Source organism: Streptomyces sp. NPDC002324, from assembly GCF_053593335.1.
The window spans coordinates 185,561-210,454 of sequence record NZ_JBSFCF010000007.1 but is presented as its reverse complement, the minus strand read 5'-3'; the positions used below and the strand labels follow the sequence as shown (position 1 = coordinate 210,454).

The window sequence follows — 24,894 nt, the reverse complement described above, 5'->3', positions numbered from 1 at the left end:
CGTGCCCGTGGTACATGTCATGACGGGCCTGCCCGCTTCGGGGAAGACGACCGCCGCGCGCAAGCTGCAGGCGGAGTCCGGGGGGCGGATGCGCCGCGTCAACCTCGACGATCTGCGGGCGATGCTCGACGTCCCGCTGCCGGAGGGGGCCGGTCGTCGGTCGTACGCGCACGAGCAGACCGTGCTGGCGATCCAGGACGCGGCGGTACGGACAGCCGTGGACGACGGTTTCGACGTCGTGGTGGACAACACGCACATGACGCCGCACATCCCGAAGCGGCTCAAGGCGGCCGTGGCGGGGCTGGCCGCCTTCGTCGTGCACGACTTCACCGACGTACCGGTGGAGGAGTGCCTGCGCCGTGACGCCGAGCGGGAGCGACCGGTCGGTGAGGAGATCATCCGGATCCTCGCCGACAAGCACGAGAAATCCCGCCGGGGTGGCTGGCGGCTCACCGCGGAGTGGCTGAACGACCAGGCCCCCGTCGAGCCGTACGTCGCCGACCCGGCGCTCCCCTCGGCGGTGCTGTGCGACATCGACGGCACCCTCGCCCTCCGGGGCGACCGGGGCGCCTACGACTTCACGCGCTGCGAGGAGGACCTGCTGAACGTGTCGGTGCGCGGGGCGCTGCGCTCCTTCCGCGGCGCGGACGGTGATGTCGTCGTCCTGCTCTCGGGCCGCGGTGAGGAACACCGGGGCCGGACGGAGTCGTGGCTGCGGACGCACGAGGTGCCGTACGACGAGCTGTGGATGCGTGCCGCCGGGGACCAGCGCCGCGACGACGTGGTCAAGGCCGAGCTGTTCGACCGGCATGTACGCCACCGCTTCGCCGTGCGGGTCTCCCTCGACGACCGTGACCGGGTGGTCGCCGTGTGGCGCCGGATGGGGCTGCCGACCTGGCAGGTCAACTACGGCAGCTTCTAGCCGGTGGGCCGCTGGTAAAATGGGGGCACGCTTCGACAGCGTTGGGGCCCGTACCGAGGGGTACGGGCCCCGGCGCGTTCCGGGCGCCAGACCAGGAAAGGTTCCCCATGAACGCGAAGCCGCCCGCCTCCGGGCACTCCTCCCCCGACGCGCCCGGACGTGACGCGGGGCCGCGGGGCGAGTCCCCGGTGCCGGAAGCGGCCACCGGGGAGCCGGCGCCGGCCGGGTCCTTCGACGCGCTCGGGCTGCCGCCGGAGCTGCTGAGGACCATGACCGATCTCGGCGTGACGGACCCCTTCCCGATCCAGGCGGCGACGCTGCCGAACGCGCTGGCCGGCCGCGACGTCCTCGGCCGCGCGCGGACCGGGTCGGGCAAGACGCTGGCGTTCGGGCTCGCGCTGCTCGTCCGCACGGCGGGCCGGCGGGCGGAGTCGAAGCGTCCGCTCGCCCTGGTCCTGGTGCCGACCCGGGAACTCGCGCAGCAGGTGAGCGACGCGCTGACGCCGTACGCGCAGACGCTGAAGGTGCGGCTGACGACGGTGGTCGGCGGGCTGTCGATCAACAAGCAGCAGGCGGCGCTGCGGGCGGGCGCCGAGGTGGTCGTGGCGACACCGGGGCGGCTGACCGACCTGGTGTCGCGCCGGGACTGTCTTTTGAACCAGGTGCGGATCACGGTGCTGGACGAGGCCGACCAGATGTGCGACCTGGGTTTCCTGCCGCAGGTCTCGGAGATCCTGGAGCAGCTCCCCGCCGACGGGCAGCGGCTGCTGTTCTCCGCGACCCTGGACCGTGACGTCGACCAGCTGGTGCGGACCCATCTGCACGACCCGGTGCTCGCCTCGGTCGACCGGGTCGCGGGCTCGGTCACCACGATGGAACACCATGTGCTGAACATCCACGGTGCCGACAAGTACGGGACCGCCACCGAGATCGCCGCGCGGGACGGCCGGGTGCTGATGTTCCTGGACACCAAGGCCGGCGTCGACCAGTTCACCCGCCATCTGCGGGCCAGCGGCGTCCGGGCCGGTGCCCTGCACAGCGGGAAGTCGCAGCCGCAGCGCACGCACACGCTGGGCCAGTTCAAGGACGGCCAGATCACCGTGCTGGTGGCGACCAACGTCGCCGCGCGGGGCATCCACATCGACGCGCTCGACCTCGTCGTCAACGTCGACCCGCCCGCCGACGCCAAGGACTATCTGCACCGGGGCGGGCGCACGGCACGCGCCGGCGAGTCCGGGAAGGTGGTCACGCTGGTCACGCCGAACCAGCGGCGCGATGTGAACCGGATGATGTCCGACGCCGGGATCCGGCCGACGGTCACCCAGGTACGCTCCGGTGAGGCGCAGTTGACCGCCATCACCGGGGCGAAGCGCCCGCCGGCCCCACCGAAGGCCGCCGGTGGCAACGCCCCCTTCCGTGGCATGGGCACCCGACCCGGCCGTCCCGCGAAGGAGTCCCGCAAGGCGGCCGAGGCCCGCAAGGCCGCGGAGGCCCGTGCGGCGGCCCGGGTGCGCAAGGGTCGCTGACCCCGGCGGTCCGGGTGCGCACGGGCCGCTGATCCGGGCGGTGCGGGCTCAGGAGCCGGGGGCGAGGCCGAGGGCGGCGAGTGCCGTCGTGCCGGCGGCGGTGTGGCCGTTCCCGGCGAGGAGCAGCGTGCGGGCCGACTGGTAGGGGCAGCCCGCCGCGTCGAACGCCGTCGCGAGGGTGAGGCGGCCGGACAGGTCGCCGTCCAGGAGGGCCTGCGCGCGGTCCAGTTGGGCCGTCACCACGGGGTTTCCGGCGACCAGGGCCCGGCTCTCGGCGACCCGCCTCCGGGCTCCGGGGTGGCCGGCGAGGACCGATGCCTCGGCCCGGAGGCCCACGTACCAGTGCAGCCAGATCCAGGAGACCCACTTCCACACCTGCTCCGGTTCCGGTGCGAGTCGTTCCAGGGCCGCCTCCGCGTCGCCGTGGTGGAGGTGGACCATGGCGTCGAAGACCGCGCCGTAGCCGTGGTGGTGCTCGGCGGCGGTGCCCGCCTCGGTGACGATCGCCAGCCAGGCCGCATGGGCGTCGTGGTCGCCGCGCAGGCCGTGGATCATGGCGACCGACGCGGCGGCCGGGCCGAGCGAGAAGGACCGCTGCCGGTCGCTGCGCCGCCAGGCGTCGAGGAACCGCTCGCTGCCGGTGAGGACATCGGCGGCGTCGCCCGCGAACGCGTCCGCGACCAGGAGCCAGGACAGGGCGTGGTGTTGCACCTCGGCGAACAGGAGTTGGTCGGCGAGCTGCCTGGCCCAGCCGCGGGCCTGCGCAAGGCGGCCCACGCCGAGAGCCGTCCCGGCGGCCATGGCGAGGGCGTCCATTCGCTCGTGCGTGCGGGCGGGGGTGGGCGGCACCGGGGCGAGGATCTCGATCCGGCGCCGGGCGGCGGCCGCCGCCCCGAAGGAGTCACCGGCCCAGGTCCGGGCACCGGAGAGCGCGTTGAGGGCGGCGGACTCGGCCACCGGGTCACCCGCCCGCCGGGCGAGTTCGACGGCGCGTTCCGCGTAACCGACCGTCTCCTGCGCCGTGTTGTCCGCGTCTCCCTGGATCGCGCCGAAGGCGTCCGCGACGACCGCCGCCTCGGCCAGGGCGAGGGCGGCGGCGGGCGAGGCTGACGACAGGCGCGCGGGCGGCAGCCGCGGGGGCGACAGGTGCGCGGGCGACGCGTGCGTGGGCGCGCCGCGCGGCAGCTGGGCCGGTGCTTCGGCCGGCAGGTCGGCCTTCGCGTCCGGCGGCAGGGCCCCGGCACCGGACAGATGCCCTCTGGCCTCCGTGAGCAGGGCGGTCACCTCGTCCACGGCCGGGAGCCGGGCGAACTCGCTGGAGAAGCGGTAGGCGACGGTGGCGGCGGCCGCCAGGTCGCAGGCCGCGCCGACGGTGTCACCGGCCCGCCGGGCGGCCTCGGCGGCGGCACGGTGGAGGCGGAACATGTCGTCGCCGAGCCTGCGGCAGCCGGCGACCGCGGCGGCCTCCCGCAGCGCCCCGGCAGCGACGGCGGCACCCGTCGCGTCACCGGCCGAGCCCGCCGCGCCTCCCGCGCCGGTGTCCTGGGCCAGCGCCGCCGCCTGCTCGTACCGCTGCTGGGACTCGCCGGGCAGGTTGCGGGTGAAGGCCAGCCCGGCCAGGAGGAGGGCCAGGCGATGGGCCTGCGGGCGTCGCTCCGGACGGCCCTCGGCCCAGGTGAGGGCGGCGCGCAGGTCGTCGGCCAGGGCGTCGAAGCGGGCGCGCCAGTCCGCGCCCCCGGTGTCGGTGAGGGCGGTCGCGCGGGCCAGGCACCAGTCCAGGTGACGGGACCGGACGTCCGCCGGTTCGGCGGCGTCGGCGAGCCGCTCGGTGCCGTACTGACGGATGGTCTCCAGCGCCTGGTAGCGGGTGCCGGTGGCGGACGGTGTCGCGGTGAGCAGGCTCTGCTCGGCGAGCCGGCCCAGCCCGTCGACGACCTCGGCCGCGTCCAGCGGGGCGAACCCGGCCACGGCCGTGGCCGCCTCGGCGGTGAACGGCACGACGAACACCGAGATCCGGCGCAGCAGCGCCCGGTCCGGCGGCTCCAGCAGGTCGTGGCTCCAGTCCAGCGCCGCCCGCACCGACCGGTGCCGGTCCTCCGCGCGAGGGCCGCCGGCGAGGATCCGCAACTGGTCGGAGAGGCCGGCCGTGAGACCGTCCAGGCCGAGGGTGGGCCAGCGTGCGGCAGCGAGTTCGATGGCGAGTGCCATGCCGTCGAGCCGTTCGCAGATGGCCGCGATCCGGTCGCGTACGGCCGGTTCCGGTGGTCGGCCGACCGCCGCTGCCCGTTCCAGGAACAGGGTCACGGCGTCCGAGTCGGCGCCGCCGTCCGAGGACAGTGGCGGCACCGGGAACACCCACTCGAACGGCACCAGCATCCGGGCCCGGCTCGTCGCGAGGACCCGTAGGTTCGGGCAGGCGACCAGCAGCCGTTCCAGGAACGGCGCGACGCCGTCGCGTATCTGCTCGCAGTTGTCCAGCACCAACAGGGCCCGGCGGTCGGCCAGGGCGGTCAGCACCGACTCGTCGACACCGCGCCCCGGTTGTTCCCCCACTCCCACGGCCGCCGCGATCGCGGCCCCCACCCGTGCGGGGTCGCTGACCGGGGCCAGGTCGACGAACCACACCCCGTCGGCGAAGTCGTCGGCCGCGTCGGCCGCCACCGCCAGCGCGAGGCGGGTCTTGCCCACTCCGCCGGGGCCGACCGCTGTCACCTGCCGGCGTGTCTTCACCGCGTCAGCCAGCTCGGCGCGCTCGCGTGTACGGCCGACGAACGCGGTCAGCGGCGTGGGGAGGGCGGGCGCCGGGCGGGGGCTCTGGACGCGGGCGAGGTCGGCCGCGCGACGGGAGAGCGCCCGTCGGTCCGGCTCGTCGAGCTTGCGCAGCAGGGCGGAGACGTGTGACTCGACCGTGCGCACGGAGATGAACAGCCGCGCGGAGATCTCCGCGTTGCTGAGGTGTTCACCGAGCAGCGCGAGGACTTCGGCTTCACGGGTCGAGACCGCGGGACTGGACACCGCCCCATTATCCGCTGCTCCGTGGCGTCTCCGTGGTGGATTCCGTGCTCACCACGGAGGCGGGCCGCGGGCGCCTCGCGACAAGCTGTGACCACGGCGATCGCACCGGGCGGACAGCCCGGGAGGGTCGCGGCCCGCCCCCACGGAACCGAGGAGCAGACAGTGACCACGACCGAGTCGTCAGTGACCACGGCCGAGCCGGAGCCGTCCGCCGGTCCGCGCCCGCGTACGCGGCGGCGCCGTGACACCGAGCACCGGCTCGCTCATGACGTCGACGTCTGGGTGGCCAGTGCCTCGGAGGACGGTGTGCCGTATCTGGTGCCGCTGTCCTTCGACTGGGACGGCGAGACGCTGCTGGTGGCCACCCCGGCCGACAGCCCGACCGGCCGGAACCTGGCCGCGACCGGGGCCGCCCGGCTGGGACTGGGCCCGACCCGGGACGTGTCCATGATCGAGGGCCGGGTCGAGGTGCTCCCGATCGACGCGTTGCCCCGGGAGCGCGGGGACCGGTTCGCCACGCGCACCGGCTTCGACCCCCGGGTGTCGGCCACGGCGTACCGCTGGTTCCGTATCACCCCGCGCCGCGTCCAGGCGTGGCGTGAGGCGGACGAGCTGACGGGGCGTGAGCTGATGCGCGACGGCAGCTGGCTCCGCTGAGACACCAAAGGGGCGCGCCCGCGGGCGCGCCACCGCAGAGCGAGATCGACGACCGGACAGTACGAGAGAGGGAACCCGTCATGACGACCACACGCGAGTCCGCCCGGAACAGTGGCAGGGCCGACACGAAGTTCGAGGGCTTCTCGGCCGAGGAACGCGACGCGATGAAGGAGCACGCACAGGAGCTGAAGGCAACCGCGCGGCGCGGCGCGCGCTCGGCCGGGGCGGACGGGGAGGCCGATGTGCTCGCCAAGATCGCCGGGATGGCGGACGCGGACCGCGTTCTCGCCGAACGGGTGCACGAGATCGTACGGGCCGCCGCGCCGGATCTCGCGCCGAAGCTCTGGTACGGCATGCCCGCGTACGCCAGGGACGGCAAGGTCGTGTGCTTCTTCCAGAGCGCGCAGAAGTTCAAGTCCCGGTACGCCACGCTCGGCTTCAGCGACCAGGCACGGCTCGACGAGGGCACGCTGTGGCCCACCACCTACGCCCTCACGGAACTGACCGCCGCGACCGAGGCCCGGATCGCCGAGCTGCTCAGGAACGCCACGGGCTGAGGCCGACTCCCGCGCCCGCAAGCCCTCTTGACCGCGGATCGTGGCACTGGTTCCGTGGGGGAACTGCTCATGGGAACGCTCCCACAACGGTGAGAACCGATGCGAAAGGATCCCCATGCAGACCTCCCCCCACAGGTTCGCCGGGCGCGGTACGGCGGCCACACTCGCGGCGGTTCTCGTCGCCTGTCTGCTGTCGCTGGCCGGTGTCGCTCGCGCCCACGCCGCGCCGGGCGGCGACACGGCGGCCCCCTCCGCGCGGGCGGCCGCGCCCGGACAGCCCGGCGACCCGAACATCAAGTTCGTCGGGCGCTGGGACACCACCGGCTCCGGCACCGCGTACACGCCGTACTGGGCCGGCGCCTACTACCGTGTCGGCTTCACCGGCCGGACCGTCCAGCTGAAGCAGCGCGGCACGATCGACCTCTGGGCGCGGATCGACGACGGGCCCGTGAGGTTCTACGACGACGTGAAGGGGACGGTGAACCTGACCCCGGCCGCGCTGTCGTCGGGCCGCCACACACTGCAGGTCAACTACCAGGTGGTGGCGGGCTCCTACCGTGGTGACGCCGTCTTCCAGGGGCTGGTCCTGGACGGCGGCGCGACCACCTTCGCGGCGCCCGCGCCGACCCGGCTGGTCGAGTTCGTCGGCGACTCGATCACCGTGGGCACGACGACCTCGCAGAACGCCCGTACCGCCTACGGCTGGCTGATCGGGGAGCGGCTCGGCACCGAGCACACGCAGATCGCCCAGGGCGGCGCCTGCCTGGTCGCCGCGGCGGACGGGTGCGTGGGCCTGGAGCGGCAGTACACCAGGCTCAGTCCCAACGCGGCGACGCCCGACTGGGACCCCGCCCGGTACCGGGCGGACGCCGTCGTCATCAACCTGGGCACCAACGACGTGGGACACGGGGTGAGTTCCGCACAGTTCCAGGCGGGCTACAGCAGTCTGCTGCGCAAGGTACGCGCGGCCCACCCGCAGGCCTGGATCTTCGCGCTGGAGACCTTCCGGGGACGGTTCGTCCCGCAGACCCAGGCCGCCGTGCAGGGGGCCGTCGCGGGCGGGGACTCCCGGCTGTCCTTCGTCGACACCACGGGCTGGCTGGGCTCCGGCGACCTCACCGACTCCGTTCACCCCAACGACCGGGGGCACCGTGTCGTCGCCGACCGGCTCGCCCCGGTCATCGCCGCCAGGATCGGCGCCTGACCCCGTCGCCGGACCTACGATGGGGTCATGCCCGTCGTCCTCTTCGCAGGTATCCCGGTGAACGACTACACAGCGGCGCTCTCCTGGTACGAGCGGCTGTTCGGTTCACCGCCGACCTTCTTCCCGAACGACGAGGAGGCCGTCTGGGAACTGGCCGAGCATCGCTACGTGTACATCGAGCACCGCCCGGGGCGCGCCGGCCACGCCCTGCAGACCGTCTTCGTCGACGACCTGGACGCCCGCGTCGCCGGGATCTCGGGCCGGGGTCTGGAGCCCCGGACCCGCGAGACGTACGCGAACGGCGTACGCAAGGTCACGTACGAGGACCCGGACGGGAACGAGATCGGCTTCGGCGGCGGGCCCGGCTGACCGGGCGGGACGCGGGAGGGGCGCCGGGACACGGGGAGTGTCCGGCTCCGCCCCTCGGGTTCACGCGGATCCGGCCGGGGCGGTGATCTCCCGCTTGAGGATCTTGCCGCTGGGCCCGGTCGGCAGGGTGTCGACGAGCCATACCTCGCGCGGGTACTTGTACGCGGCGACCCGGTCCCTGACGAACTCCCGCAGTTCGTCGGGGTCCGTCTGCGCGCCCGGGCGGAGGACGACGGCGGCCGCGATCTCCTCGCCCAGGTGAGGGTGCGGCACACCGACCACCGCGGCCAGGGCGACGGCCGGGTGCTCGTGCAGGACCTCCTCGATCTCGCGCGGGTACACGTTGTAGCCGCCGCGGATGATCATGTCCTTCTTGCGGTCGACGATGTACAGGTAACCGTCCTCGTCCCGCCGTGCGAGGTCGCCGCTGCGCAGCCAGCCGTCGGGGATCGCGGCAGCGGTCTCCTCGGGCCGGTTCCAGTACCCCTTCATCACGTTCGGCCCCCGTACGGCCAGTTCGCCGACCTCGCCGGGCGCGACGTCCTGGCCCTTGTCGTCCAGCAGCCGCACCTCCACGTCCTGGATCGGGGTGCCGATGGAACCGGCCTTGCGCGGCCGGTCGGGGTGGTTGAACGTGACCACCGGGCTGGTCTCGGACATGCCGAAGCCCTCCAGCACCGCGCAGCCGAAGCGCCGCTCGAAGCCGTGCAGGATCTCCACCGGCAGCGACGCCCCGCCGGAGACGCACATGCGCAGGGTGGAGACGTCCGCTTCCGAAGGGTGCTGCAGCAGGGCCGCGTACATCGTCGGCACCCCCTCGAAGACCGTGGCCCGGTCGCGGGCGACGGCGTCCAGCACGGCCTGCGGCTCGAAGCGGGGGATCAGGGTGAGCGAGGCGCCGGCGCGCACGGCCACGCTCATGGTGCAGATCTGGCCGAAGATGTGGAACAGCGGCAGACAGCCCACCACCACGTCCTCGCGTGTCATCCGCTGGACGTGGACCGTGTTGACCTCGGTGTTGTGCCGCAGCCCGCCATGGGTGAGCGTGGCGCCCTTGGGACGGCCGGTGGTACCGGAGGTGTACAGGAGCACGGCCACGTCGTCGTCCGCCGTCTCCGCCACGCCGGGCAGCGGTTCGTGTCCGGCCAGCCGCGCCGCGAAGTCCCGGGGTTCGACGGCCAGGTGCCGCACCCCGGCGGCTGCAGCGCCCTGAGCGCCCTCGCCCGGTGCCTGGTGCCATTCCAGGAGCAGCGCCGCCCCGGAGTCGCGCAGGTGGTACTCGGTCTCCCGTGTCTTGAGCAGCGGGTTCATGGGCACGACGACGGCGCCGGCCCGCAGCACGCCGTAGTAGAGGACGACGAACTCGGGGACGTTGGGCAGCATCAGGGCGACCCGGTCGCCGGGACGTACGCCCTCGGCGCGCAGCAGGGCGGCGGCGCGGGCGCTGCGCTCGTCCAGCTCCGCGTAGCCGATGACCTGGTCTCCCAGGCGCAGCGCGGGACGCCCCTGCTCCCGCTGTGCCGTCTCCACCAGGAACTGCGCCAGATTGGCCATGCCCGCCTCCACGAAAGTCGCCGTCGAAATCCGCCGTTCACTTCGACGACATCGTGCTGCCGCATACGGTGACGGCCTATGGGCCGCACGACAGGATGAGCCTCCCGAGGCTGTTCCGGGGAACAAAACGGCGGCGTTAGGCTGCGGCGATGGACATCTCGGTCGTGGCCGCGGCACTGCATTCCAGGCTGCCGGAACTGGATGAGCGCATCGCCCGGCGCATCCGCGCGGACGTCGACGCCTACGAGGACGAGGCGCTGCTCCCCTTCGACTCGCTGCGCCGCTCGTGCACCGCCAACGCGGATCTGATCCTGAGCCACCTCGGCAGGGGTGGCGCCCCGGACCCGAGCCCGGCGCGCGAGACCGGCCGCGTCCGTGCCGAGCAGGGCGTGCCACTGGCGGACACCCTGCACGCGTACCGGGTCGGCTTCGAACTCCTGTGGACGGAGATCCTCACGGAGGCCCGCACGCACCCCGAGGTCTCCGGCGACCTGCTCGTGTCCGAGTCGGCCGCGATCTGGGCGTTGTTCGGCCTGTACGCGGAGGCGGTCGCGGCGGCCTACCGGGAGACGGCGGCGGAGCTGACCGCGCGGGGGCAGGCCCGGCGCTCGGCTCTGGTGGAGGCCCTGTTCACCGGGGTCATCGCCGACCGCACCACGCTGTGGGAGGCCGCCCGCGAGCTGGGCCTGCCCGAGCGCGGTCCCTACGCGGTCGTCGCGGCGGCGGCCGGCGCCCCGGGTGAGGAGCCGCTGGCGGGGGTCGAGGCCGCGCTGCGTCAGGAGCGGCTCCCCTCGGCGTGGCGGCTGTTGCCCGACCAGCAGATCGGTCTGATCGCGCTGCCGACGGGGACGGCGGAGCAGGCCCTGCTGCGCGTTCTGCGGCGGGACCGGGCACGCGTCGGGGTCAGCCCGTGCTTCCCCTCGTTGCGGGACACCCCGCAGGCGCTGCGCTTCGCCCGGCTGGCGCTGGCCGGGCTGCGGGGCACCGGTCCGGGCGTGGCGCGGTTCGACGACGACCCGCTGGCCATGGTGGTCGCCGCGGCCCCCGCGGAGGCGGCGCACCTGGTGGGGACGGTGCTGCGGCCCGTGGTCGAACTCCCGGTCGTGGAGCGGGCCCGTCTGCTGCAGACCCTGGAGCACTGGTTCGCCGCCGCGGGCTCGGCCACCGAGGCGGGCCGGACCCTGTTCGTACACCCCAACACCGTCCGCTACCGGCTGCGCCGCGTCGAGGAACTGACCGGCCGGTCCCTCACCGATCCGCGGGCGGTGGCGCACATCGGCGCGGCGCTGCTGGCCGTCCGGGGGCAGCGCGCCGGGCAGGACGAGCAGCCGCCCGCCGGACCGGCCTGACGGCCCGACGGGCGGCGGGCGCGGGTGTCGCGCAGCGGGTGTCGCGCAGCGGGTGGCGGGACAGGTGGAGCCCGGCGGATGGCGGGCACAGGTGGAGCCCGGCGGATGGCGGGCACAGGTGGAGCCCGGCGGGCGGCGGGCGCGGGTGGCGCGCGGCGGGTGTCGCGCAGCGGGTGGCGGGCGTGCGGCCCGGCGCGGCGGTGGACCGGCACCGCGTCCGGCAGGGGATCCGTATCGGCATGCTGCCGTCGCGGGGGAGGCGTATGGTCCGCATATGGGTGACGTTCGGTGTGCTCGGGGCGTGGTCGCGCCTTCGTGGTGGCCCGGCCGGGCGCCCCGGTCCCTGCGCCCGGTAGGCCTTGTCGGGGCCGCCCGCGGCTGCCGGCGGCGTGTGCGGGTTGCCGCGCCCCATGGGTGTGCGATCCGGGGCGGGTGAGGGCGTGCCCGATTCCGGCGCCGTCGGTCCGGACACGCTGGAGTCCGTTCTGGTCGAGGTCGCCCGGGAGTGCGGCACCTCGGTGACGGCGGCGTATCTGCCGGCACCGGACGAGCCGGTGCTGCAGCTGGCGATGCTGGGCGGAGTCCCCTGGGAGATCTCCATGCCCTGGGCGCGGGTGGCGCTGAAAGCGTCCTCCCCGGTCTCCGACGCCGTACGGGAACGCCGGCTGGTGTCGGTGAGCGGGCCGGAGGAGCTGGCGCGCCGGTATCCACGGCTGGCGCTGATCGTGCCGTACCGCTTCACCCTGGTCGCCGTGCCGATCACCACGGGCACTGACACCTGGGGCGGTCTGGTGCTGCAGTGGCCGGCCGCGCATCCGCCGCGACCGAGCCCCGAGGAGCGGGAGAAGATCATCGGCGCCTGTCACCGGCTGGGACTGCTCCTGCGGACGGCGGCCGAGGAGGGCCGTCCCGTACGGCCCGCCGCCGAGCCGGTGATGCTGCCGCCGCCCCGGAACCGGATCGCCGGCCCCGACGAGGCACAGGCCGCGGTGGACTTCGCCGAGCGCCTGCCCGGCGGCTGCTGCTCGCTCGGCGTCGACGGACGGATCACCTTCGTCAGCACCAGGGCCGCCGAGCTGCTCGGAGTCGCCATCGACGACCTGCTCGGGGCCAAGCTGTGGGAGGCGCTGCGCTGGCTCGACGAGCCGACCGCCGAGGACGGCTACCGGTCGGCCGTGCTCAGCCGGGAACCGGTGTCCTACATCGCCCTGCGCCCGCCCGACCGGTGGCTGTCCTTCAGTCTCGTACCGGACGCCTCCGGGATCAGCGTCCGCATCACGCCCACCCACTCGGCGCACGCCCACGCCCCGGTGACGGCCCCCGCCGGGTCGCGTCCGTCCTCCCCCGCCGCGCCGGCCGCGCCCGCGCGCGCCACCACGCTGTACCAGCTGATGCACCTGGCCGCCACGCTCACCGAGGCCGTCGGGGTGCGCGACGTGGTCGACCAGGTCGCCGACCAGGTGCTGCCCGCCTTCGGTGCCGCGGCCCTGGCCCTGATGACGGCGGAGGACGGCCGGCTGCGGATCATCGGCTACCGCGGCTACACCGCCGAGCTGATCGAACGCTTCGACGCGGCCCCGCTCACCTCGGACACCCCCGCCGTACGCGCCCTCACCACGGGTGTCCCCGCCTTCTTCGACACGTTCGCCGACCTCAAGCGGGCCTACCCGCCGGCCATCCTCCAGGACGCCAGGGCCGCCTGGGCCTTCCTGCCCCTGATCACCTCCGGGCGCCCGGTCGGCTCCCTCGTCCTCGCCTACGAACAGCCCCACCCCTTCACCCCGGACGAGCGTGGCGTCCTCACCTCCGCCGCCGGGCTGATCGCGCAGGCCCTGGACCGGGCCCGGCTCTACGACGCCAACCATCAGCTCGCCCGTGACCTCCAGGCCGGGCTGCTGCCCCACGCCCTGCCCCGGGTCGCCGGTCTGGACGTGGCCGCCCGCTATCTCCCGGCCACCCTCGGCATGGACATCGGCGGCGACTTCTACGACCTGATCCGTCTCGGCCCCACCACGGCCGCCGCGGCCATCGGCGACGTGCAGGGGCACAACGTGAACGCCGCCGCCCTCATGGGGCAGGTGCGCACCGCCGTCCACGCCACCGCCGGCGCGGCCCCCGACGAAGTGCTGACCCGGACCAACCGGCTGCTCACCGACCTCGACCCGGACCTGTTCACCAGCTGCCTCTACGTCCACCTCGACCTGAGCGCGCACACCGCCTGTCTGGCCACCGCCGGACATCCGCCCCCGCTGCTGCGCCACCCCGACGGCCGCACCGAGGCCCTCCATCTGCCGCCGGGCCTCCTGCTCGGCATCGACCCCGACGCCGGCTACGCGTCCACCGAGATCCCGCTGTCACCCGGCTCCGTGCTGGCGCTCTACACGGACGGGCTCGTGGAGGCCCCCGGCATCGACATCGACGACGCGGTCGACGCCCTCGCCCGCGCACTCGCCCGTGCCGATCCGGCCGGGCCCCGCGCCATGGACGCCGTCGCCGACACCCTCGTACAGCACGCCCGCCGCTCCGCGCCGCGCAGCGACGACATCGCGCTGCTGCTCATCCATCCGACGTGAGAGACGACAGCGTTCGCCGTGCAACCTTTGAGACGGTTGACTCGTCTTCCTCACCGAACGGAACAAACCGACCCTTTGTCCCGACTCGTTCCAACGGGGGAACACGCACATGAACGCCAACCGCACCCGCCGCACCACCACCGCGGCCCTCACCGTCCTGCTGGCCGCCGCTCTCGGAGCCGCCGGCGCCGGCGCGTCGAACGCGGACACCGCCGCGCGGCAGCAGACACGGCAGATCGCCTCGTCCACGCTGGGCTCCGACTACAAGATCACCCTGACCGCGCTGCGCTCCACGGAGGACGAGTACGCCGCCTCCGTACGCCTGCAGGTCTTCACCCAGTCCGGCGGCGCCTGGAAGGAATCGGACCGCGTGACCGTCGGCGACGTCAACGGCTGGTTCTGGTACCCCCTCACGGGCAAGGGCGCCGTCTGCGAGTTCTCGACGGCCGCCACCGAGCCCGCCCCGCTGACGGTCAGCCTGCTGCTCACCCCTTCACTCGGCTGCTCCGACCCCACCCACTTCCTGGTGAAGCAGGGCAGGGTCTACGCGGCCTGAGCACCTGGAAGGGGACTGGACGACCACACCCTCGCCCTCACTCTCGCCGCGGCTCCGTCTCGCGCGCGGCGACGCGGGCCGAGGAGCGTGCGGGGTCCGGGGCGTGAGGCCGTCACAGCCGCGCGGCGTGGATGTGGACGAGCGGGCCCGAGCGGGAGGTCGCCGCGCGTTCGAAGGGGAGGCCGATCTTCTCCGCGACCCGCTGGGACGGGCGGTTGTCGGGGCGGATGATCGCGACGAGCCGCTCGGCGTGGAGCGCGTCGCGGGCATGGTCACGACAGGCCGCCGCGGCCTCGGTGGCGTAACCGCGCCCCTGGAGGTCGGTCCGCACGCGGTAACCGACCTCCAGTTCGGTGACTCCTTCGATCTCCTGCGGTGTCAGGCCGCAGTCTCCGACGAACTCGCCGGAGGTACGGAGGGTGAGCAGCCAGAGTCCGAACCCCTTCTGCCGGTAGAGGCGTTGGTTCCAGCGGATCCAGTCCAGGGCCTCCTGGCGGGTCCGGGGGCGGGGGTGGTGGCGCATCACGTCCGGGTCGCCGAGCAGGGCGGCCATGTCGTCGAGGTCGTCCTGCGTCATCTGCCGGAAGGCGAGTCGAGGTGTGGGGGGCGGCGGTTGGTGGTGCGGGGTCACGGATTCTCCCTCGTGCTCGGCTCGTGCGGCTCACCCGTTTCGTTCATCTGACCCTGCGGGCCCGCCGCTTGAGGCGGGGTACGCGGTCGAAGATCGCGGCGAGGCGGGCCGCCTGGGTGAAGAAGGTGGCCGGGCGGGAGCGGTCGCCGTCGAGGTGGGTGAGGGTTTCCATGCCGAGGTAGAAAGCGACTGCCGCGCCGGCGAGCACGCGGGCCCGGACGGCGGACCCGAGGGGCTTGCCGCGCAGCAGCGCCGTGAGCCGCGCCTCGGCCAGGTCCTCCCATTTCCCTGTTTCGAGGGCCAGTTGAGCGGCCAGGCGTGTTCCCGGTCGCGCGCCGGCGTACAGCTCCTGGACGGCGGCGATGTGCCCGGTCTCGGTGTCCTCGTCGTACAGCTCGCGCAGGCGGGCGATCGCGGGCACGGCACGGTCGATACCGGACAGCTCGGCCCGGTAGCGGTAGATCCGGGCGCCGCTGGTCCGTTCCAGCGCCGCCACCAGCAGGTCGTCCAGGTCCGCGAAGTGGTAGTAGATCACTCCGGGCGCGAAGCCGCCGGCCTGGGCTATCGCCCGCGCGGTGGTTCCGCCGTAGCCGTTGCGGACGAGGCAGTCGAGGGCGGCTTCCAGGACCCGGTCACGGGTGTGGCGGGAAGCACGGGAGTCGCGGCTGCCGGGCACGGCAGGGGTGTCAGACAACGCGCACCGGCCTCACTCCTTGGGCGGCGAAGTGGCCTTCGAGTCTGCGTGCCAGTTCCGGGAGGTGGTGGCTGGGCACGCGTGGGTAGAGGTGGTGCTCCAGGTGGTACGTCAGTTCCAGGAAGACGGCGGGGATGATCCTCCCGCGCAGGGTGCGGGTCTGCGTCAACGGGGTGTCTCCGTAGTCGTGGTGCGGCAGATACACCGTCAGAAGGGGATACACCCAGCTCCCGACGATCGCCATCACCGTATAGACCAGCAGCCCCGGCGAGTACGGCAGGAGCAGCACGCCCCCGGCGAGCGCGGCGAACGGGGCCACCGCCTCCGCCAGCAGCCACCGGCGGTCGCGTCCGCGCCGGTAGGACCAGAGCCAGAGGCGTACGAGGAAGACGGGGCCGTGGCAGACCGCGCCCAGCAGGGACAGGTCGGCGGGACGGCCCTCGGGGTCGTCGGGGTGCGGGAACAGGCGGTGGTGCTGGGTGTGGGTGGCGCGATAGGCGTGGCCGCTCTCCAGCAGGGCCAGTCCCATCGCGAACAGCGCCCAGTCGGTGGCCCGCGGCGACAGACCGATCGTGCGGTGCACCACGTCGTGGGTGACGGTCACGACGGCGACGAAGATCCCGAACACGATCACGGGCGTCAGCCACCACCAGCCGAGCCACACCGCGCCGGCGAAGACCAGCATGCCCGCCCCGGGCCGGACCAGCGCCACGATGCGCTGCCGGCGCGTGGTGACGAGCAGATCCTTCCGGATGGTCGCCGTACCGACGCGTCGTCCTGGTTGTTCCCCGTCACAACTGGGCTCGCCGCGGCCCACGTTCTGAACGTTTGTTCTGAACATCCGTTCAGAGTGGGGCAGTCGGCCTTCCGCGTCAATGCCTCGGGTATGTGCGAAGAGACTCCCGGGAACCGCTCCCTCCGGGATTGCGTACCTCTGTACGATCACCGGTCACACACGGGGATTTGGGGTGAAGGGGGCGACGATGGACGACAAGTCGGCTGGGCGAAGAGGTGGTTGGCGGCTGAGGGCCGTCGCGTCGGGGGCCGCCGCGGCGGTGCTGCTGGGCGGGTGCGGCGCGGGGGCGACGGAGCCGGCCGCCACGCCCGCCGGCCAGACTTCCGGGTCGCCGACACCTTCCGCTTCCGCGTCCGGGAAGATGCCGGTGGCGGGTGGGAAGCCGTCGGCGACACCGTCCGTGACGCTCTTCGAGGCGGACCCGGATCGCATGCCCCGTTCGAACCGGCAGGGCGCCGCGCTGGCGGAGAAGATCGCGATGAAACCGCGGGACTGGGGCACGGGCTTCCGGGCACAGCCCCTCGCCCGGAGCGCCGAGGGCACGGTCGCCGTCCTCGACGAGGACTGCCGGTGGCAGCGCCGGCCACAGCCGGACGGCGTGCTCTCCGCCCTGTCCCTCTACAGCGAACTGCCAGGCAGCGGGAAGCGCGGCACGATCAAGGTGACGGCGACGGTGACGGTGCACTCCACGGTCCTCGGCGCCGACGACCATCTGTCCGAGATGCTGGAGGAGGCGCTGCGCTGCCCGGAGCAGCAGGTGCGCGCCGACGAGAAGATCGCCGAGCTGATGTCCGTGGGCACCCCCCGCGGCATGCGCGGCAACAACTACGCCGACGACTCGATCGTGGAGACGGGCGTCTATCTGACCGGCGGCGGCAAGGCCCTGTACCGGTGGATGGTCACACGGCTCGGCCCGGTGACCGTCACGGTGTCGTTCAAGGGCGCCGAGGGCTACACCGTCGCCGATCTGGATCAGTATGTGACGCGTGGCACCACGACCATGCTCGACCGCGTGGCGTACGAGCTGGGCGGAGGCGAGAAGTGATGGAGCGACTGCGTTCTTCCGACCCGGCGCGGATCGCCGGCCACCGTCTGCTCGGCCGGCTCGGCGCCGGCGGCATGGGCGTGGTGTACCTCGCCCGCACACCCACCGGTTCGCTGGTGGCACTGAAGGTCCTGGCGGCGGAGTACGCCGAGGACGCCGGTTTCCGGGGACGGTTCCGGCGGGAGGTCGAGGTCGCCCGGCGCATCGACAGCCCGTGGGCGGTACCGCTGGTGGACGCCGACGCGGACGCGGAGGCGCCCTGGCTGGCGACGGCGTACGTGCCCGGTCCTTCCCTGGCCGAGGCGGTGACCGCGTACGGGCCACTCGGCGAGCACGGGCTGCGGATCCTCGGCGGTCGGCTGGCTCTGGCGCTGGGTGAGGTCCACCGGGCGGGGCTGGTCCACCGCGACCTCAAGCCGGGCAACGTCCTGCTCGCCTCGGACGGGCCCCGGCTCATCGACTTCGGGATCGCCAGGGCGCCCGAGGACCACTCGCTCACCGCCACGGGGCTCGTGGTCGGCACACCTGGCTATCTCTCGCCGGAGCAGGCCGACGGGCATGGCGGCGGGACCATCGGCGCGCCCAGCGACGTGTTCTCCCTCGGCTGCGTCCTGGCGTTCGCGGCGACGGGCCGCCCGCCGTTCGGCGCGGGGACCCTCGACGCCCTGCTGTTCCGGGCCGTGCACGACCCGGCCGACCTCGACGGCGTCCCGGCCGCGCTGGCCGACCTGCTGTCCCGCTGCTTGGACAAGGACCCGGCCCGGCGGCCCGAAGTGGCGTATCTCGTACGGGAGTTGCTGCCGGACGGGACGGCGGAGGGTGCGGCTCCGGGAGGGGCGGGGGACGGCTCGGAGGCCGTCGAGGTCGGCTCGGGCGCCGGGGCCGGGGAAGCCACCGCCGGGTCGTCCGCCGACGCGCGAGGTGACACCCCCGCCGACGCCCCCGCCTCCTGGCTGCCCGACGAGGTCATCAGGCTGATAGCCCGGCGTTCCACCGAGGCACTCGCGCTGCCGGACATCGAGCACACCGAGATATCGGCCGACGCCGCGCGCGCGGGAACCGCCCCGGACGGCGGGTCCCCGGTCGTGTCCGGCCCGCGACGATCCACCTCCGCCGACGACACCGCCGACGACATCACCTCCCCGGCTTCCGGCAGCGACGACACCCGACCCACCGCGGCCACCGACACCCCCGGAGCCCCCGCGCGGCGTCGTGCTCTCCTCGTCGGCGCGGGCGCGCTCCTCGCCGCGGGGGGCGCCACGGCCTGGTGGGCCGTCGGCCGGGAGGAAGGGTCGGGCGGCAGGAAGCCGGCCGCCGCGCCCCGGCGCCCCGCGTACACCCTCGCGCTGCACGGCGACCTCAGCGGCGGGCAGCGTGCCACCGGCCGGGCCCAGGAACGCGGACTGCGGCTGGCCGTCGAGGAGTTCAACGCCCGACGCGGCGCACCCTTCCAGGTGGGTGTGCGGGCCGAGGACGACGGCGGCGACCCGGCCGAGGCGGCCCGGCTCGCCAAGCGACTCGCCGACGACCCCTCCGTACTGGCCGTGGTCGGCCCGACCACGGACGCGACCGCCCTGTCCGCCCTGGCGGCCTACGACGCCGCCCTGCTGCCCGTCCTCGGGGTCTCACCCGGCGCCATCGCCCTGGTCGTCCAGGGCTTCCGCTCGTATCTGCAGGCACGGCTGCCCGACTCGGTGCTCCCCGTCTTCCTCGACGCGGTCCTGCGCGGCACCCACCCCCGCAGGATCGGTCTCGTCGTCGACCGGGCCGCCGACAGCTACGGCTATGAGATCAGCAGCAGCCTGAGCACGCAGTTCCACAGGGCCGGGCAGCCCTTCGTGCCCCGGGTCGTCGGCACCATGCGGTCCGGGTTCGGAAACGCGGTGGACGACCTGCTGGCGGCCGACATCGACTCGTTCGCCTTCGCCGGACTGCCCGACCGGGCCGCGTCGTTCGCCCGGACACTGAGCGAGCGCGGCTACACCGGTGCCCGGGCCTCCGGACCGGCCCTGCTCGACCCGCGCTTCCTGACGGAGGCGAAGGAGGCCGCCGACGGATGGACGATCGTCGCGCCGGTCGTCGAACCGGCGGACATCCCCGGGGCCAAGGCGTTCGTGGGCGCCTACCGGAAACGATGGAAGCAGGCTCCGCCCCGGTACGCGGCGGAGACCTACGACGTGACCTCGATGGTGCTCACGTCGCTCGGGGACCTTCCGTCCGAGAGCCGCACCCGAGAGGAACTGCTCGCCGCGCTGCGGGCCGCCAAGTACCGGGGCATCATCCGGACCTATGCGTTCCAGGAGAACGGCCTGCCGGTCATCGACGGCTCCGGCGGCTATCTCTGGCGTGTCGAGGGCGGGGCGTTCGTGTACGGCGGCCCCGCGCCGCTGACCGCCTGATGGAGCCGCTGCGCAGTGCCGATCCGTCGCGGCTGGGCGACTACCGCCTGCTGCGGCGGCTCGGCGCCGGCGGTATGGGCGTGGTCTTCCTGGCCCGCGCGCCGGGCGGGGCGTTCGCCGCGGTCAAGGTGGTCCGGGCGTCCTACGCGGACGACGCCGGGTTCCGGGCCCGGTTCCGCCGGGAGATCGAGGTGGCCCGGCAGGTGGACAGCCCCTGGGTGGTCCCGCTGCTGGGGGCGGACGCCGAGGCGGAGGATCCGTGGCTGGCGACCGCGTTCGTACCGGGTCCCTCGCTCTCGGAGGCGCTGGAGGACCACGGGCCGTGGTCCCCCGCGTCCGTCTGCGTGCTGGGGCTGCGCCTCGCCGAGGCGCTGGACGCCGTCCACCGGGCGGGGCTGGTGCACCGCGACGTGAAGCCGGGCAACCTGTTGCTGGCCCCGGACGGACCACGGCTGATCGACTTCGGCATCGCGCGCACGCCGGAGGGTACGGCGCTCACGTCCACCGGTGTCGTCGTGGGCTCGCCCGGCTTCCTGTCGCCCGAACAGGCCCGGGCCGGCGGCGCCGGGGTCGGTCCGCCGAGCGATGTCTTCTCGCTGGGCTGCGTCCTGGCCTTCGCCGCGACCGGCGTACGGCCGTTCGGCGGCGGGGCGGCCGCCGGGATGCTGTTGCGCACGGTCTACGACGAGCCCGAACTCCCCGGCATTCCGGGCGCGTTGGAGCCGGTCGTACGGGCGTGTCTGGACAAGGACCCGGCACGTCGGCCGACCGCCGTGGAGGTCGGGGCGGCGCTCGACGCGGCCGTGCCCGCCGACCGGGAGCGATGGCTGCCGGAGCCGGTGACCCGGCTGATCGCGGACCGGTCCGCGGCGGTGCTCGCCATGGGCGCGATCGAGCCGACGCGGATATCGGCCCCGTCCTCGACGGCGCGCGGGGACGCGGTCGCGAAGGGTCCGGTGGGCTCGGACGCGGCGACGGTGACGTCCCTGAAGACTCCGGACGCCGCTCCCCCGCGCGTGAGCCGCCGCGGGTTCCTGGCACTCGGTTCCGCGGGGGCGGCCGGGACACTGGCGGCCGGCGGCGGCGCCTGGTGGTGGAGCGGCCGTGACGACGGGCGGAAGGCCGGCACGGGTGCCTCCGCGTCGTCCGCTCCGCGCACCGAACTCACCGTGGCGTTCCAGGGTGATCTCTCCGGCGCGACCGGCGGGATCGGGCGGGCCCAGCTCAACGGCGCCCGGCTGGCCGTCGCCCGCGTCAACGCCGACGCCGGCCGGCCGCTGCGGCTGAGGCTGGGGGCGTACGACGACGGGGGCGAGCCCGAGCGGACGCTGGCCCGGGGCCGGCTGCTGGTGGCGGACGAGCGGGTCCTCGCGGTGCTGGGCCCGACCACGGACGACTGCTTCCTCGCCGTGGAGAACACGTACGCGAAGGCCGTGCTGCCCGTCGTCACCGTGTCGGTGGGGGTGGCGGCGCAGGCCAGGGAGACGGGGCAGTCCACTCTCGCTTCGCATGCGCAACTGTCGCCGACCGATCAGTTGCTCGCCGCCCCGTGCACCACCTATCTCTCGGGCAAGGTCGACGCCCGCAAGGTGTTCCTGGTCGACGACCGGGCCGAGGGCGACTTCGCCTGGACGCTCTGCAACCTCATCGAGCGCGCGCTGGGCCGGGACGGGAGGGGCACGAGCGTCACGAGTGTCGGCGCCGGGACGCTGGACGCCACCGCGCTCGCCCGCAAGGCCGTCGCGGACCGCGCGGACGCGGTCGTGTTCAGCGGGGGTCAGGAGCGGGCGGGTGCCTTCGCGGCGGCGCTGCGCGGGGCCGGGTTCTCCGGGGCCAGGTTGGCGACCCAACGGGCCCTGGGCACGGGGTTCCTGGACCGCGCGGGCGCGGCGGCGGACGGCTGGGTGTTCGCCACCGCGTTCATCGATGCGACGGCCGTCCCGGCGGCCCGCGCGTTCGCCGAGGCGTACGAGGCGCGGTACGGGGAGCGGCCGGGCCGGTACGCGGCGGAGGCGTACGACGCGGTGCTGTTCCTGGCGAAGGCGTGCGTCAGCGGGGACTCGGTCCTGACGGAGCGCGGCGCGGTCGTACGCCGGATGCGTGAGGTGACGTACAAGGGTGTCAGCCGGACCGTCGCGTACACCCCGGACCTGGGGTACAACCACGACGCGCTGTTCCTGTTCCGCGCGGTCGGCCGGGAGTTCGACTTTCTCGGGCAGTACCAGCAGGCGGACGTGTGAGGACGGTCGTTCGAGCCGACCGTCCGAGCCGGTCGTCACGGCTGGTCGTCGCGGGCGGAGGCGCGGACGGGGGCGGAACCGGGGTCACGACGGGGGTCGAGGGTGGTCAACGGCGCCGGGCCCGAGGGGCTATCGTGCCTTCATGTCGCAGGATCTGATTCGTATCGTCTCCCGAGACTCGCCCATGGCTCTGGCCCAGGTGGAGCGTGTACGCGCCGAACTCGCCGTGCTGCACCCGGCGCTGCGCACCGAAGTGGTCCCCGTGAAGACGACCGGGGACAAGTGGATGGGTGATCTCTCCCAGGTCGAGGGCAAGGGGGCGTTCACCAAGGAGGTCGACGCCGCGCTCATCGCGGGCGAGGCGGATCTCGCCGTGCACTGCGTGAAGGACATCCCCGCCGACCGGCCCCTCCCGGCGGGCACCATGTTCGCCGCGTTCCTGAAGCGGGACGACATCCGCGACGCGCTCGTGGACCCCGCCGGCCGCACCCTGGACGAGCTTCCCGCGGGCACCCGCATCGGCACCTCCTCCGTACGGCGCACCGCGCAACTCGCCGCCTCGCACCCGCACCTGGAGTGTGTGCCGTTCCGGGGCAACGCCAACCGCCGGCTGGAGAAGCTCGCCGCGGGCGAGGCGGACGCGCTGCTGCTGGCCGTCTCCGGGCTGGAGCGGATCGGCCGCGCGGACGTGATCAGCGAGGTCCTGTCCGTGGAGACGATGATGCCGCCGATCGGCGCGGGTGTCCTGGCGCTGCAGTGCCGGGAGGGCGACTCCCTCACCATCGACACCGTCAGCGGACTCGGCGACCCGGACACCCACCGCGAGACCCTCGCCGAGCGGATGTTCCTGCACGTCCTCCAGGGGCACTGCAACAGCCCCATCGCCGGCTTCGCCCGCACGGACCGCGGCGGCGAACTCTCCCTGCGCGCCTCCGTGTTCACACCCGACGGCAAGACGGTCATCAACGCCCACGAATGGGCCGGCCGCCTCGACCCGGCCACGCTCGGCACCTCCGTGGCCGTCGCCCTGCTCCGCCAGGGCGCCCGCGACCTCATCGACGGCATCGCCCACTGAGCCACGGCCGGTGGGCTTCGTCCGGCACGGTCAGTCGACGTACCGGGCCAGTACCCGGCCCGGCCAGGCGCCGTCGAGGAAGTGGTCGGTGGCGGTGAAGCCGTTGCGTTCGTAGAACGCCACGAGCCGGCCGTCGCCACCCGCCCAGCAGTCGACCCGCAGGAGCCGGACGCCCGCCCGACTGGTCTGCTCGGCGGCATGGGCCAGGAGGGCCGCGCCGATGCCGAGGCCGGCGTGCCGTCGGTCGGAGACCAGCAGGCGGACGTAGCGCTCGGGTTCCCCGGCCGGGGCGATCGGCAGCTGCGGGCTGGGGCCGGTGTCCAGGACCAGGGCTCCGACGGGTGTGCCGGCCAGCTCCGCGATGTACGGGGTGTTCTCGGTCGTGTACCGCTCGACCCGTGCCGCCCCGTCGGGTCGCCGCGAGTACGGGATCGTGCCCCACTGCTCGGTGTTGCCGCGCTCGTTCATCCAGGCCACCGCCGCGTCGAGCATGGCGAGGACGGCCGGAGCGTCGGCCGGGCCGCCGGGTCTGATGGTCATGCCGTGCGGGCTGTCGGTCACGCCGGGCGCCCGGTCGGGGCGTCGTGGGGCGGGAGACGGAGTTCGCGGTCGCCGAGCGGCTCGAAGAAGCGCTCCACGGCGGCGTCGGTGACGTCGGTGAGGGTGGCCGGGGACCAGCGCGGAGCGCGGTCCTTGTCGATGACCTGCGCGCGGATGCCCTCGACCAGGTCGGCGGTGGCCAGGGCCGCGCAGGAGACGCGGTACTCCTGCTCCAGCGCGCGTTCCAGGGAGGCCAGCCGCCGGGCGCGGCGCACGGCGGTGAGGGTGACCTTGACGGCGGTGGGTGACTTGGCGAGCAGCGTCTCGGCGGTCTCCTTCGCCACCGGGTCGCCGTGGGCGAGGAGCCGCCGGACGATCTCCTCGGCGGTGTCGGCGGCGAAGCAGGAGTCGATCCACTCCCGACGGGCGGCCAGTTCGCCGGGCGGTGGCTGCCGCACGTGCCGGGCGACCGCTTCCCGGACGGGCAGCTCGGCGAGGTCGTCGAGGAGATGCCCGAGCGACGCGGACGGCACGTAGTGGTCGGCCAGGCCGCACAGCAGGGCGTCCGCGGCGCCGATCCGCTCTCCGGTCAGGGCGAGGAGGGTGCCGAGTTCGCCCGGCGCGAGGGCCAGGAGCCGGGTGCCGCCGACGTCCGGGACGAAGCCGATGCCGGTCTCGGGCATGGCGATTCGGGACCGCTCGGTGACGACACGGACGCTGCCGTGGGCGGAGACGCCGACGCCGCCGCCCATCACGATCCCGTCCATGACGGCGACGTACGGCTTGGGGTAGCGGGCGATCCGGGCGTTGAGCCGGTACTCGTCGCGCCAGAACGCGGCCGAGGCGGTGCCGTCCCCGTCGCGGGCGTCGTCGTGGACGACCCGGATGTCGCCGCCCGCGCACAGGCCCCGCTCCCCCGCGCCGGTGACGACGACGGTCTCCACCGCCGGGTCGTGCTCCCAGGCGGTCAGTGCCTCGTCGATGCGCCGCACCATGGCGTGGTTGAGGGCGTTGAGGGCCCTCGGGCGGTTGAGGGTGAGGTGGGCGGCCCGGCCGGTGGTGCGCAGGAGGACGGGCTCCTCCTCGCCGCCGCTCATCGGCGGCCCCCCGCCGTCGGACGTCGGGTCACGCTGACGCGCATGATCTGGCCGGTTCCTTTCGGTCGTCGACGCCCGCCCCGGGCCCGCCGAGC

The 24,894-nt window shown here is 74.0% G+C and carries 21 protein-coding genes; 13 read left to right on the top strand and 8 right to left on the bottom strand.

The features are described 5' to 3' along the window. Position 1 precedes the first annotated feature (1 nt). Both ACWCRJ_RS13025 and ACWCRJ_RS13020 read left to right on the top strand, forming a co-directional pair. The gene (locus ACWCRJ_RS13025) at positions 2 to 922 is read left to right on the top strand and encodes a phosphatase domain-containing protein (RefSeq protein ID WP_450939347.1); all 921 of its coding nucleotides are present in this window, start codon (positions 2 to 4) and stop codon (positions 920 to 922) included. Positions 923 to 1,029: 107 nt separating this feature from the next. Further along, positions 1,030 to 2,448 (top strand): DEAD/DEAH box helicase, encoded by a 1,419-nt coding sequence (locus tag ACWCRJ_RS13020; RefSeq protein ID WP_450939346.1) that lies wholly within the window; start codon positions 1,030 to 1,032, stop codon positions 2,446 to 2,448. A 48-nt stretch (positions 2,449 to 2,496) separates the two neighbouring features. On the opposite strand, the gene ACWCRJ_RS13015 is transcribed toward ACWCRJ_RS13020, so the two are convergent. After that, positions 2,497 to 5,463, bottom strand: a complete 2,967-nt coding sequence (locus ACWCRJ_RS13015) for an ATP-binding protein (RefSeq protein ID WP_450939345.1) — start codon at positions 5,461 to 5,463, stop codon at positions 2,497 to 2,499. A gap of 162 nt (positions 5,464 to 5,625) precedes the next feature. On the opposite strand from ACWCRJ_RS13015, the gene ACWCRJ_RS13010 reads away from it, so the two are divergent. From ACWCRJ_RS13010 to ACWCRJ_RS12995, 4 genes are all read left to right on the top strand, one after another. Continuing rightward, a complete protein-coding gene (locus ACWCRJ_RS13010) occupies positions 5,626 to 6,120 on the top strand; it encodes a pyridoxamine 5'-phosphate oxidase family protein (RefSeq protein ID WP_450939344.1) in 495 nt (164 codons plus the stop codon). Between the two features lie 80 nt (positions 6,121 to 6,200). Further along, positions 6,201 to 6,677 carry an iron chaperone gene (locus ACWCRJ_RS13005; protein ID WP_450939343.1) on the top strand — a complete coding sequence of 159 codons (477 nt, stop codon included), beginning with the start codon at positions 6,201 to 6,203 and terminating at the stop codon, positions 6,675 to 6,677. A gap of 115 nt (positions 6,678 to 6,792) precedes the next feature. Further along, on the top strand, positions 6,793 to 7,881 hold the full coding sequence (locus ACWCRJ_RS13000; RefSeq protein WP_450939342.1) for a GDSL-type esterase/lipase family protein: 1,089 nt from the start codon (positions 6,793 to 6,795) through the stop codon (positions 7,879 to 7,881). A gap of 27 nt (positions 7,882 to 7,908) precedes the next feature. After that, positions 7,909 to 8,250: a VOC family protein gene (locus ACWCRJ_RS12995; protein ID WP_450939341.1), complete on the top strand. Its 342-nt coding sequence runs from the start codon at positions 7,909 to 7,911 to the stop codon at positions 8,248 to 8,250. A gap of 60 nt (positions 8,251 to 8,310) precedes the next feature. Here the strand turns inward: ACWCRJ_RS12995 and ACWCRJ_RS12990 are convergent, their stop codons facing one another. After that, positions 8,311 to 9,804: a long-chain-fatty-acid--CoA ligase gene (locus tag ACWCRJ_RS12990; RefSeq protein ID WP_450939340.1), complete on the bottom strand. Its 1,494-nt coding sequence runs from the start codon at positions 9,802 to 9,804 to the stop codon at positions 8,311 to 8,313. Between the two features lie 149 nt (positions 9,805 to 9,953). Between ACWCRJ_RS12990 and ACWCRJ_RS12985 the strand changes: the two genes are divergently transcribed. From ACWCRJ_RS12985 to ACWCRJ_RS12975, 3 genes are all read left to right on the top strand, one after another. After that, the gene (locus ACWCRJ_RS12985) at positions 9,954 to 11,153 is read left to right on the top strand and encodes a PucR family transcriptional regulator (protein WP_450939339.1); all 1,200 of its coding nucleotides are present in this window, start codon (positions 9,954 to 9,956) and stop codon (positions 11,151 to 11,153) included. A 410-nt stretch (positions 11,154 to 11,563) separates the two neighbouring features. Next, positions 11,564 to 13,726 (top strand): SpoIIE family protein phosphatase, encoded by a 2,163-nt coding sequence (locus tag ACWCRJ_RS12980; RefSeq protein WP_450939338.1) that lies wholly within the window; start codon positions 11,564 to 11,566, stop codon positions 13,724 to 13,726. Between the two features lie 109 nt (positions 13,727 to 13,835). Further along, positions 13,836 to 14,282 (top strand): hypothetical protein, encoded by a 447-nt coding sequence (locus ACWCRJ_RS12975; RefSeq protein ID WP_450939337.1) that lies wholly within the window; start codon positions 13,836 to 13,838, stop codon positions 14,280 to 14,282. A 112-nt stretch (positions 14,283 to 14,394) separates the two neighbouring features. Here ACWCRJ_RS12975 and ACWCRJ_RS12970 read toward each other — a convergent pair whose 3' ends face one another. The 4 genes from ACWCRJ_RS12970 to ACWCRJ_RS12955 form a co-directional block, all read right to left on the bottom strand. Continuing rightward, the gene (locus ACWCRJ_RS12970; RefSeq protein WP_450939336.1) at positions 14,395 to 14,913 is read right to left on the bottom strand and encodes a GNAT family N-acetyltransferase; all 519 of its coding nucleotides are present in this window, start codon (positions 14,911 to 14,913) and stop codon (positions 14,395 to 14,397) included. A gap of 43 nt (positions 14,914 to 14,956) precedes the next feature. Further along, positions 14,957 to 15,607: a TetR/AcrR family transcriptional regulator gene (locus ACWCRJ_RS12965; protein ID WP_450939335.1), complete on the bottom strand. Its 651-nt coding sequence runs from the start codon at positions 15,605 to 15,607 to the stop codon at positions 14,957 to 14,959. Continuing rightward, positions 15,600 to 16,448, bottom strand: coding sequence for a fatty acid desaturase family protein (locus ACWCRJ_RS12960; protein ID WP_450939334.1), 849 nt, complete (start codon positions 16,446 to 16,448; stop codon positions 15,600 to 15,602). The genes ACWCRJ_RS12965 and ACWCRJ_RS12960 overlap by 8 nt, the downstream gene beginning before the upstream one ends. A gap of 108 nt (positions 16,449 to 16,556) precedes the next feature. After that, entirely contained in the window at positions 16,557 to 16,835 is a 279-nt protein-coding gene (locus ACWCRJ_RS12955; RefSeq protein ID WP_450939333.1) for a hypothetical protein, read from the bottom strand. Here ACWCRJ_RS12955 and ACWCRJ_RS12950 point away from each other — a divergent pair. The 4 genes from ACWCRJ_RS12950 (at position 16,834) to hemC (ending at position 23,162) form a co-directional block, all read left to right on the top strand. After that, positions 16,834 to 17,448 (top strand): hypothetical protein, encoded by a 615-nt coding sequence (locus ACWCRJ_RS12950; protein ID WP_450939332.1) that lies wholly within the window; start codon positions 16,834 to 16,836, stop codon positions 17,446 to 17,448. The genes ACWCRJ_RS12955 and ACWCRJ_RS12950 overlap by 2 nt on opposite strands. Further along, a complete protein-coding gene (locus tag ACWCRJ_RS12945; RefSeq protein ID WP_450939331.1) occupies positions 17,448 to 19,847 on the top strand; it encodes a bifunctional serine/threonine-protein kinase/ABC transporter substrate-binding protein in 2,400 nt (799 codons plus the stop codon). Before ACWCRJ_RS12950 ends, ACWCRJ_RS12945 begins: the two co-directional genes overlap by 1 nt. After that, a complete protein-coding gene (locus ACWCRJ_RS12940) occupies positions 19,847 to 22,087 on the top strand; it encodes a bifunctional serine/threonine-protein kinase/ABC transporter substrate-binding protein (protein WP_450939330.1) in 2,241 nt (746 codons plus the stop codon). The genes ACWCRJ_RS12945 and ACWCRJ_RS12940 overlap by 1 nt, the downstream gene beginning before the upstream one ends. A 142-nt stretch (positions 22,088 to 22,229) precedes the next feature. Then, a complete protein-coding gene (gene hemC, locus ACWCRJ_RS12935; RefSeq protein ID WP_450939329.1) occupies positions 22,230 to 23,162 on the top strand; it encodes a hydroxymethylbilane synthase in 933 nt (310 codons plus the stop codon). Between the two features lie 30 nt (positions 23,163 to 23,192). Here hemC and ACWCRJ_RS12930 read toward each other — a convergent pair whose 3' ends face one another. After that, positions 23,193 to 23,702, bottom strand: coding sequence for a GNAT family N-acetyltransferase (locus ACWCRJ_RS12930; protein ID WP_450939328.1), 510 nt, complete (start codon positions 23,700 to 23,702; stop codon positions 23,193 to 23,195). Between the two features lie 17 nt (positions 23,703 to 23,719). After that, on the bottom strand, positions 23,720 to 24,799 hold the full coding sequence (locus ACWCRJ_RS12925) for an enoyl-CoA hydratase/isomerase family protein (RefSeq protein ID WP_450939327.1): 1,080 nt from the start codon (positions 24,797 to 24,799) through the stop codon (positions 23,720 to 23,722). Positions 24,800 to 24,894 lie beyond the last annotated feature (95 nt).

What these genes read in the sequence shown, in the direction of transcription:
- ACWCRJ_RS13020 (WP_450939346.1), top strand. Translation starts at nt 1,030, where the DNA reads ATGAACGCGAAGCCGCCCGCCTCCGGGCACTCCTCCCCCGACGCGCCC.
- ACWCRJ_RS13005 (WP_450939343.1), top strand. Translation starts at nt 6,201, where the DNA reads ATGACGACCACACGCGAGTCCGCCCGGAACAGTGGCAGGGCCGACACG.
- ACWCRJ_RS13000 (WP_450939342.1), top strand. Translation starts at nt 6,793, where the DNA reads ATGCAGACCTCCCCCCACAGGTTCGCCGGGCGCGGTACGGCGGCCACA.
- ACWCRJ_RS12995 (WP_450939341.1), top strand. Translation starts at nt 7,909, where the DNA reads ATGCCCGTCGTCCTCTTCGCAGGTATCCCGGTGAACGACTACACAGCG.
- ACWCRJ_RS12990 (WP_450939340.1), bottom strand. Translation starts at nt 9,804, where the DNA reads ATGGCCAATCTGGCGCAGTTCCTGGTGGAGACGGCACAGCGGGAGCAG.
- ACWCRJ_RS12985 (WP_450939339.1), top strand. Translation starts at nt 9,954, where the DNA reads ATGGACATCTCGGTCGTGGCCGCGGCACTGCATTCCAGGCTGCCGGAA.
- ACWCRJ_RS12980 (WP_450939338.1), top strand. Translation starts at nt 11,564, where the DNA reads ATGGGTGTGCGATCCGGGGCGGGTGAGGGCGTGCCCGATTCCGGCGCC.
- ACWCRJ_RS12975 (WP_450939337.1), top strand. Translation starts at nt 13,836, where the DNA reads ATGAACGCCAACCGCACCCGCCGCACCACCACCGCGGCCCTCACCGTC.
- ACWCRJ_RS12960 (WP_450939334.1), bottom strand. Translation starts at nt 16,448, where the DNA reads ATGTTCAGAACAAACGTTCAGAACGTGGGCCGCGGCGAGCCCAGTTGT.
- ACWCRJ_RS12950 (WP_450939332.1), top strand. Translation starts at nt 16,834, where the DNA reads ATGCCCCGTTCGAACCGGCAGGGCGCCGCGCTGGCGGAGAAGATCGCG.
- ACWCRJ_RS12955 (WP_450939333.1), bottom strand. Translation starts at nt 16,835, where the DNA reads ATGCGATCCGGGTCCGCCTCGAAGAGCGTCACGGACGGTGTCGCCGAC.
- ACWCRJ_RS12945 (WP_450939331.1), top strand. Translation starts at nt 17,448, where the DNA reads ATGGAGCGACTGCGTTCTTCCGACCCGGCGCGGATCGCCGGCCACCGT.
- ACWCRJ_RS12940 (WP_450939330.1), top strand. Translation starts at nt 19,847, where the DNA reads ATGGAGCCGCTGCGCAGTGCCGATCCGTCGCGGCTGGGCGACTACCGC.
- hemC (WP_450939329.1), top strand. Translation starts at nt 22,230, where the DNA reads ATGTCGCAGGATCTGATTCGTATCGTCTCCCGAGACTCGCCCATGGCT.
- ACWCRJ_RS12930 (WP_450939328.1), bottom strand. Translation starts at nt 23,702, where the DNA reads ATGACCATCAGACCCGGCGGCCCGGCCGACGCTCCGGCCGTCCTCGCC.
- ACWCRJ_RS12925 (WP_450939327.1), bottom strand. Translation starts at nt 24,799, where the DNA reads ATGAGCGGCGGCGAGGAGGAGCCCGTCCTCCTGCGCACCACCGGCCGG.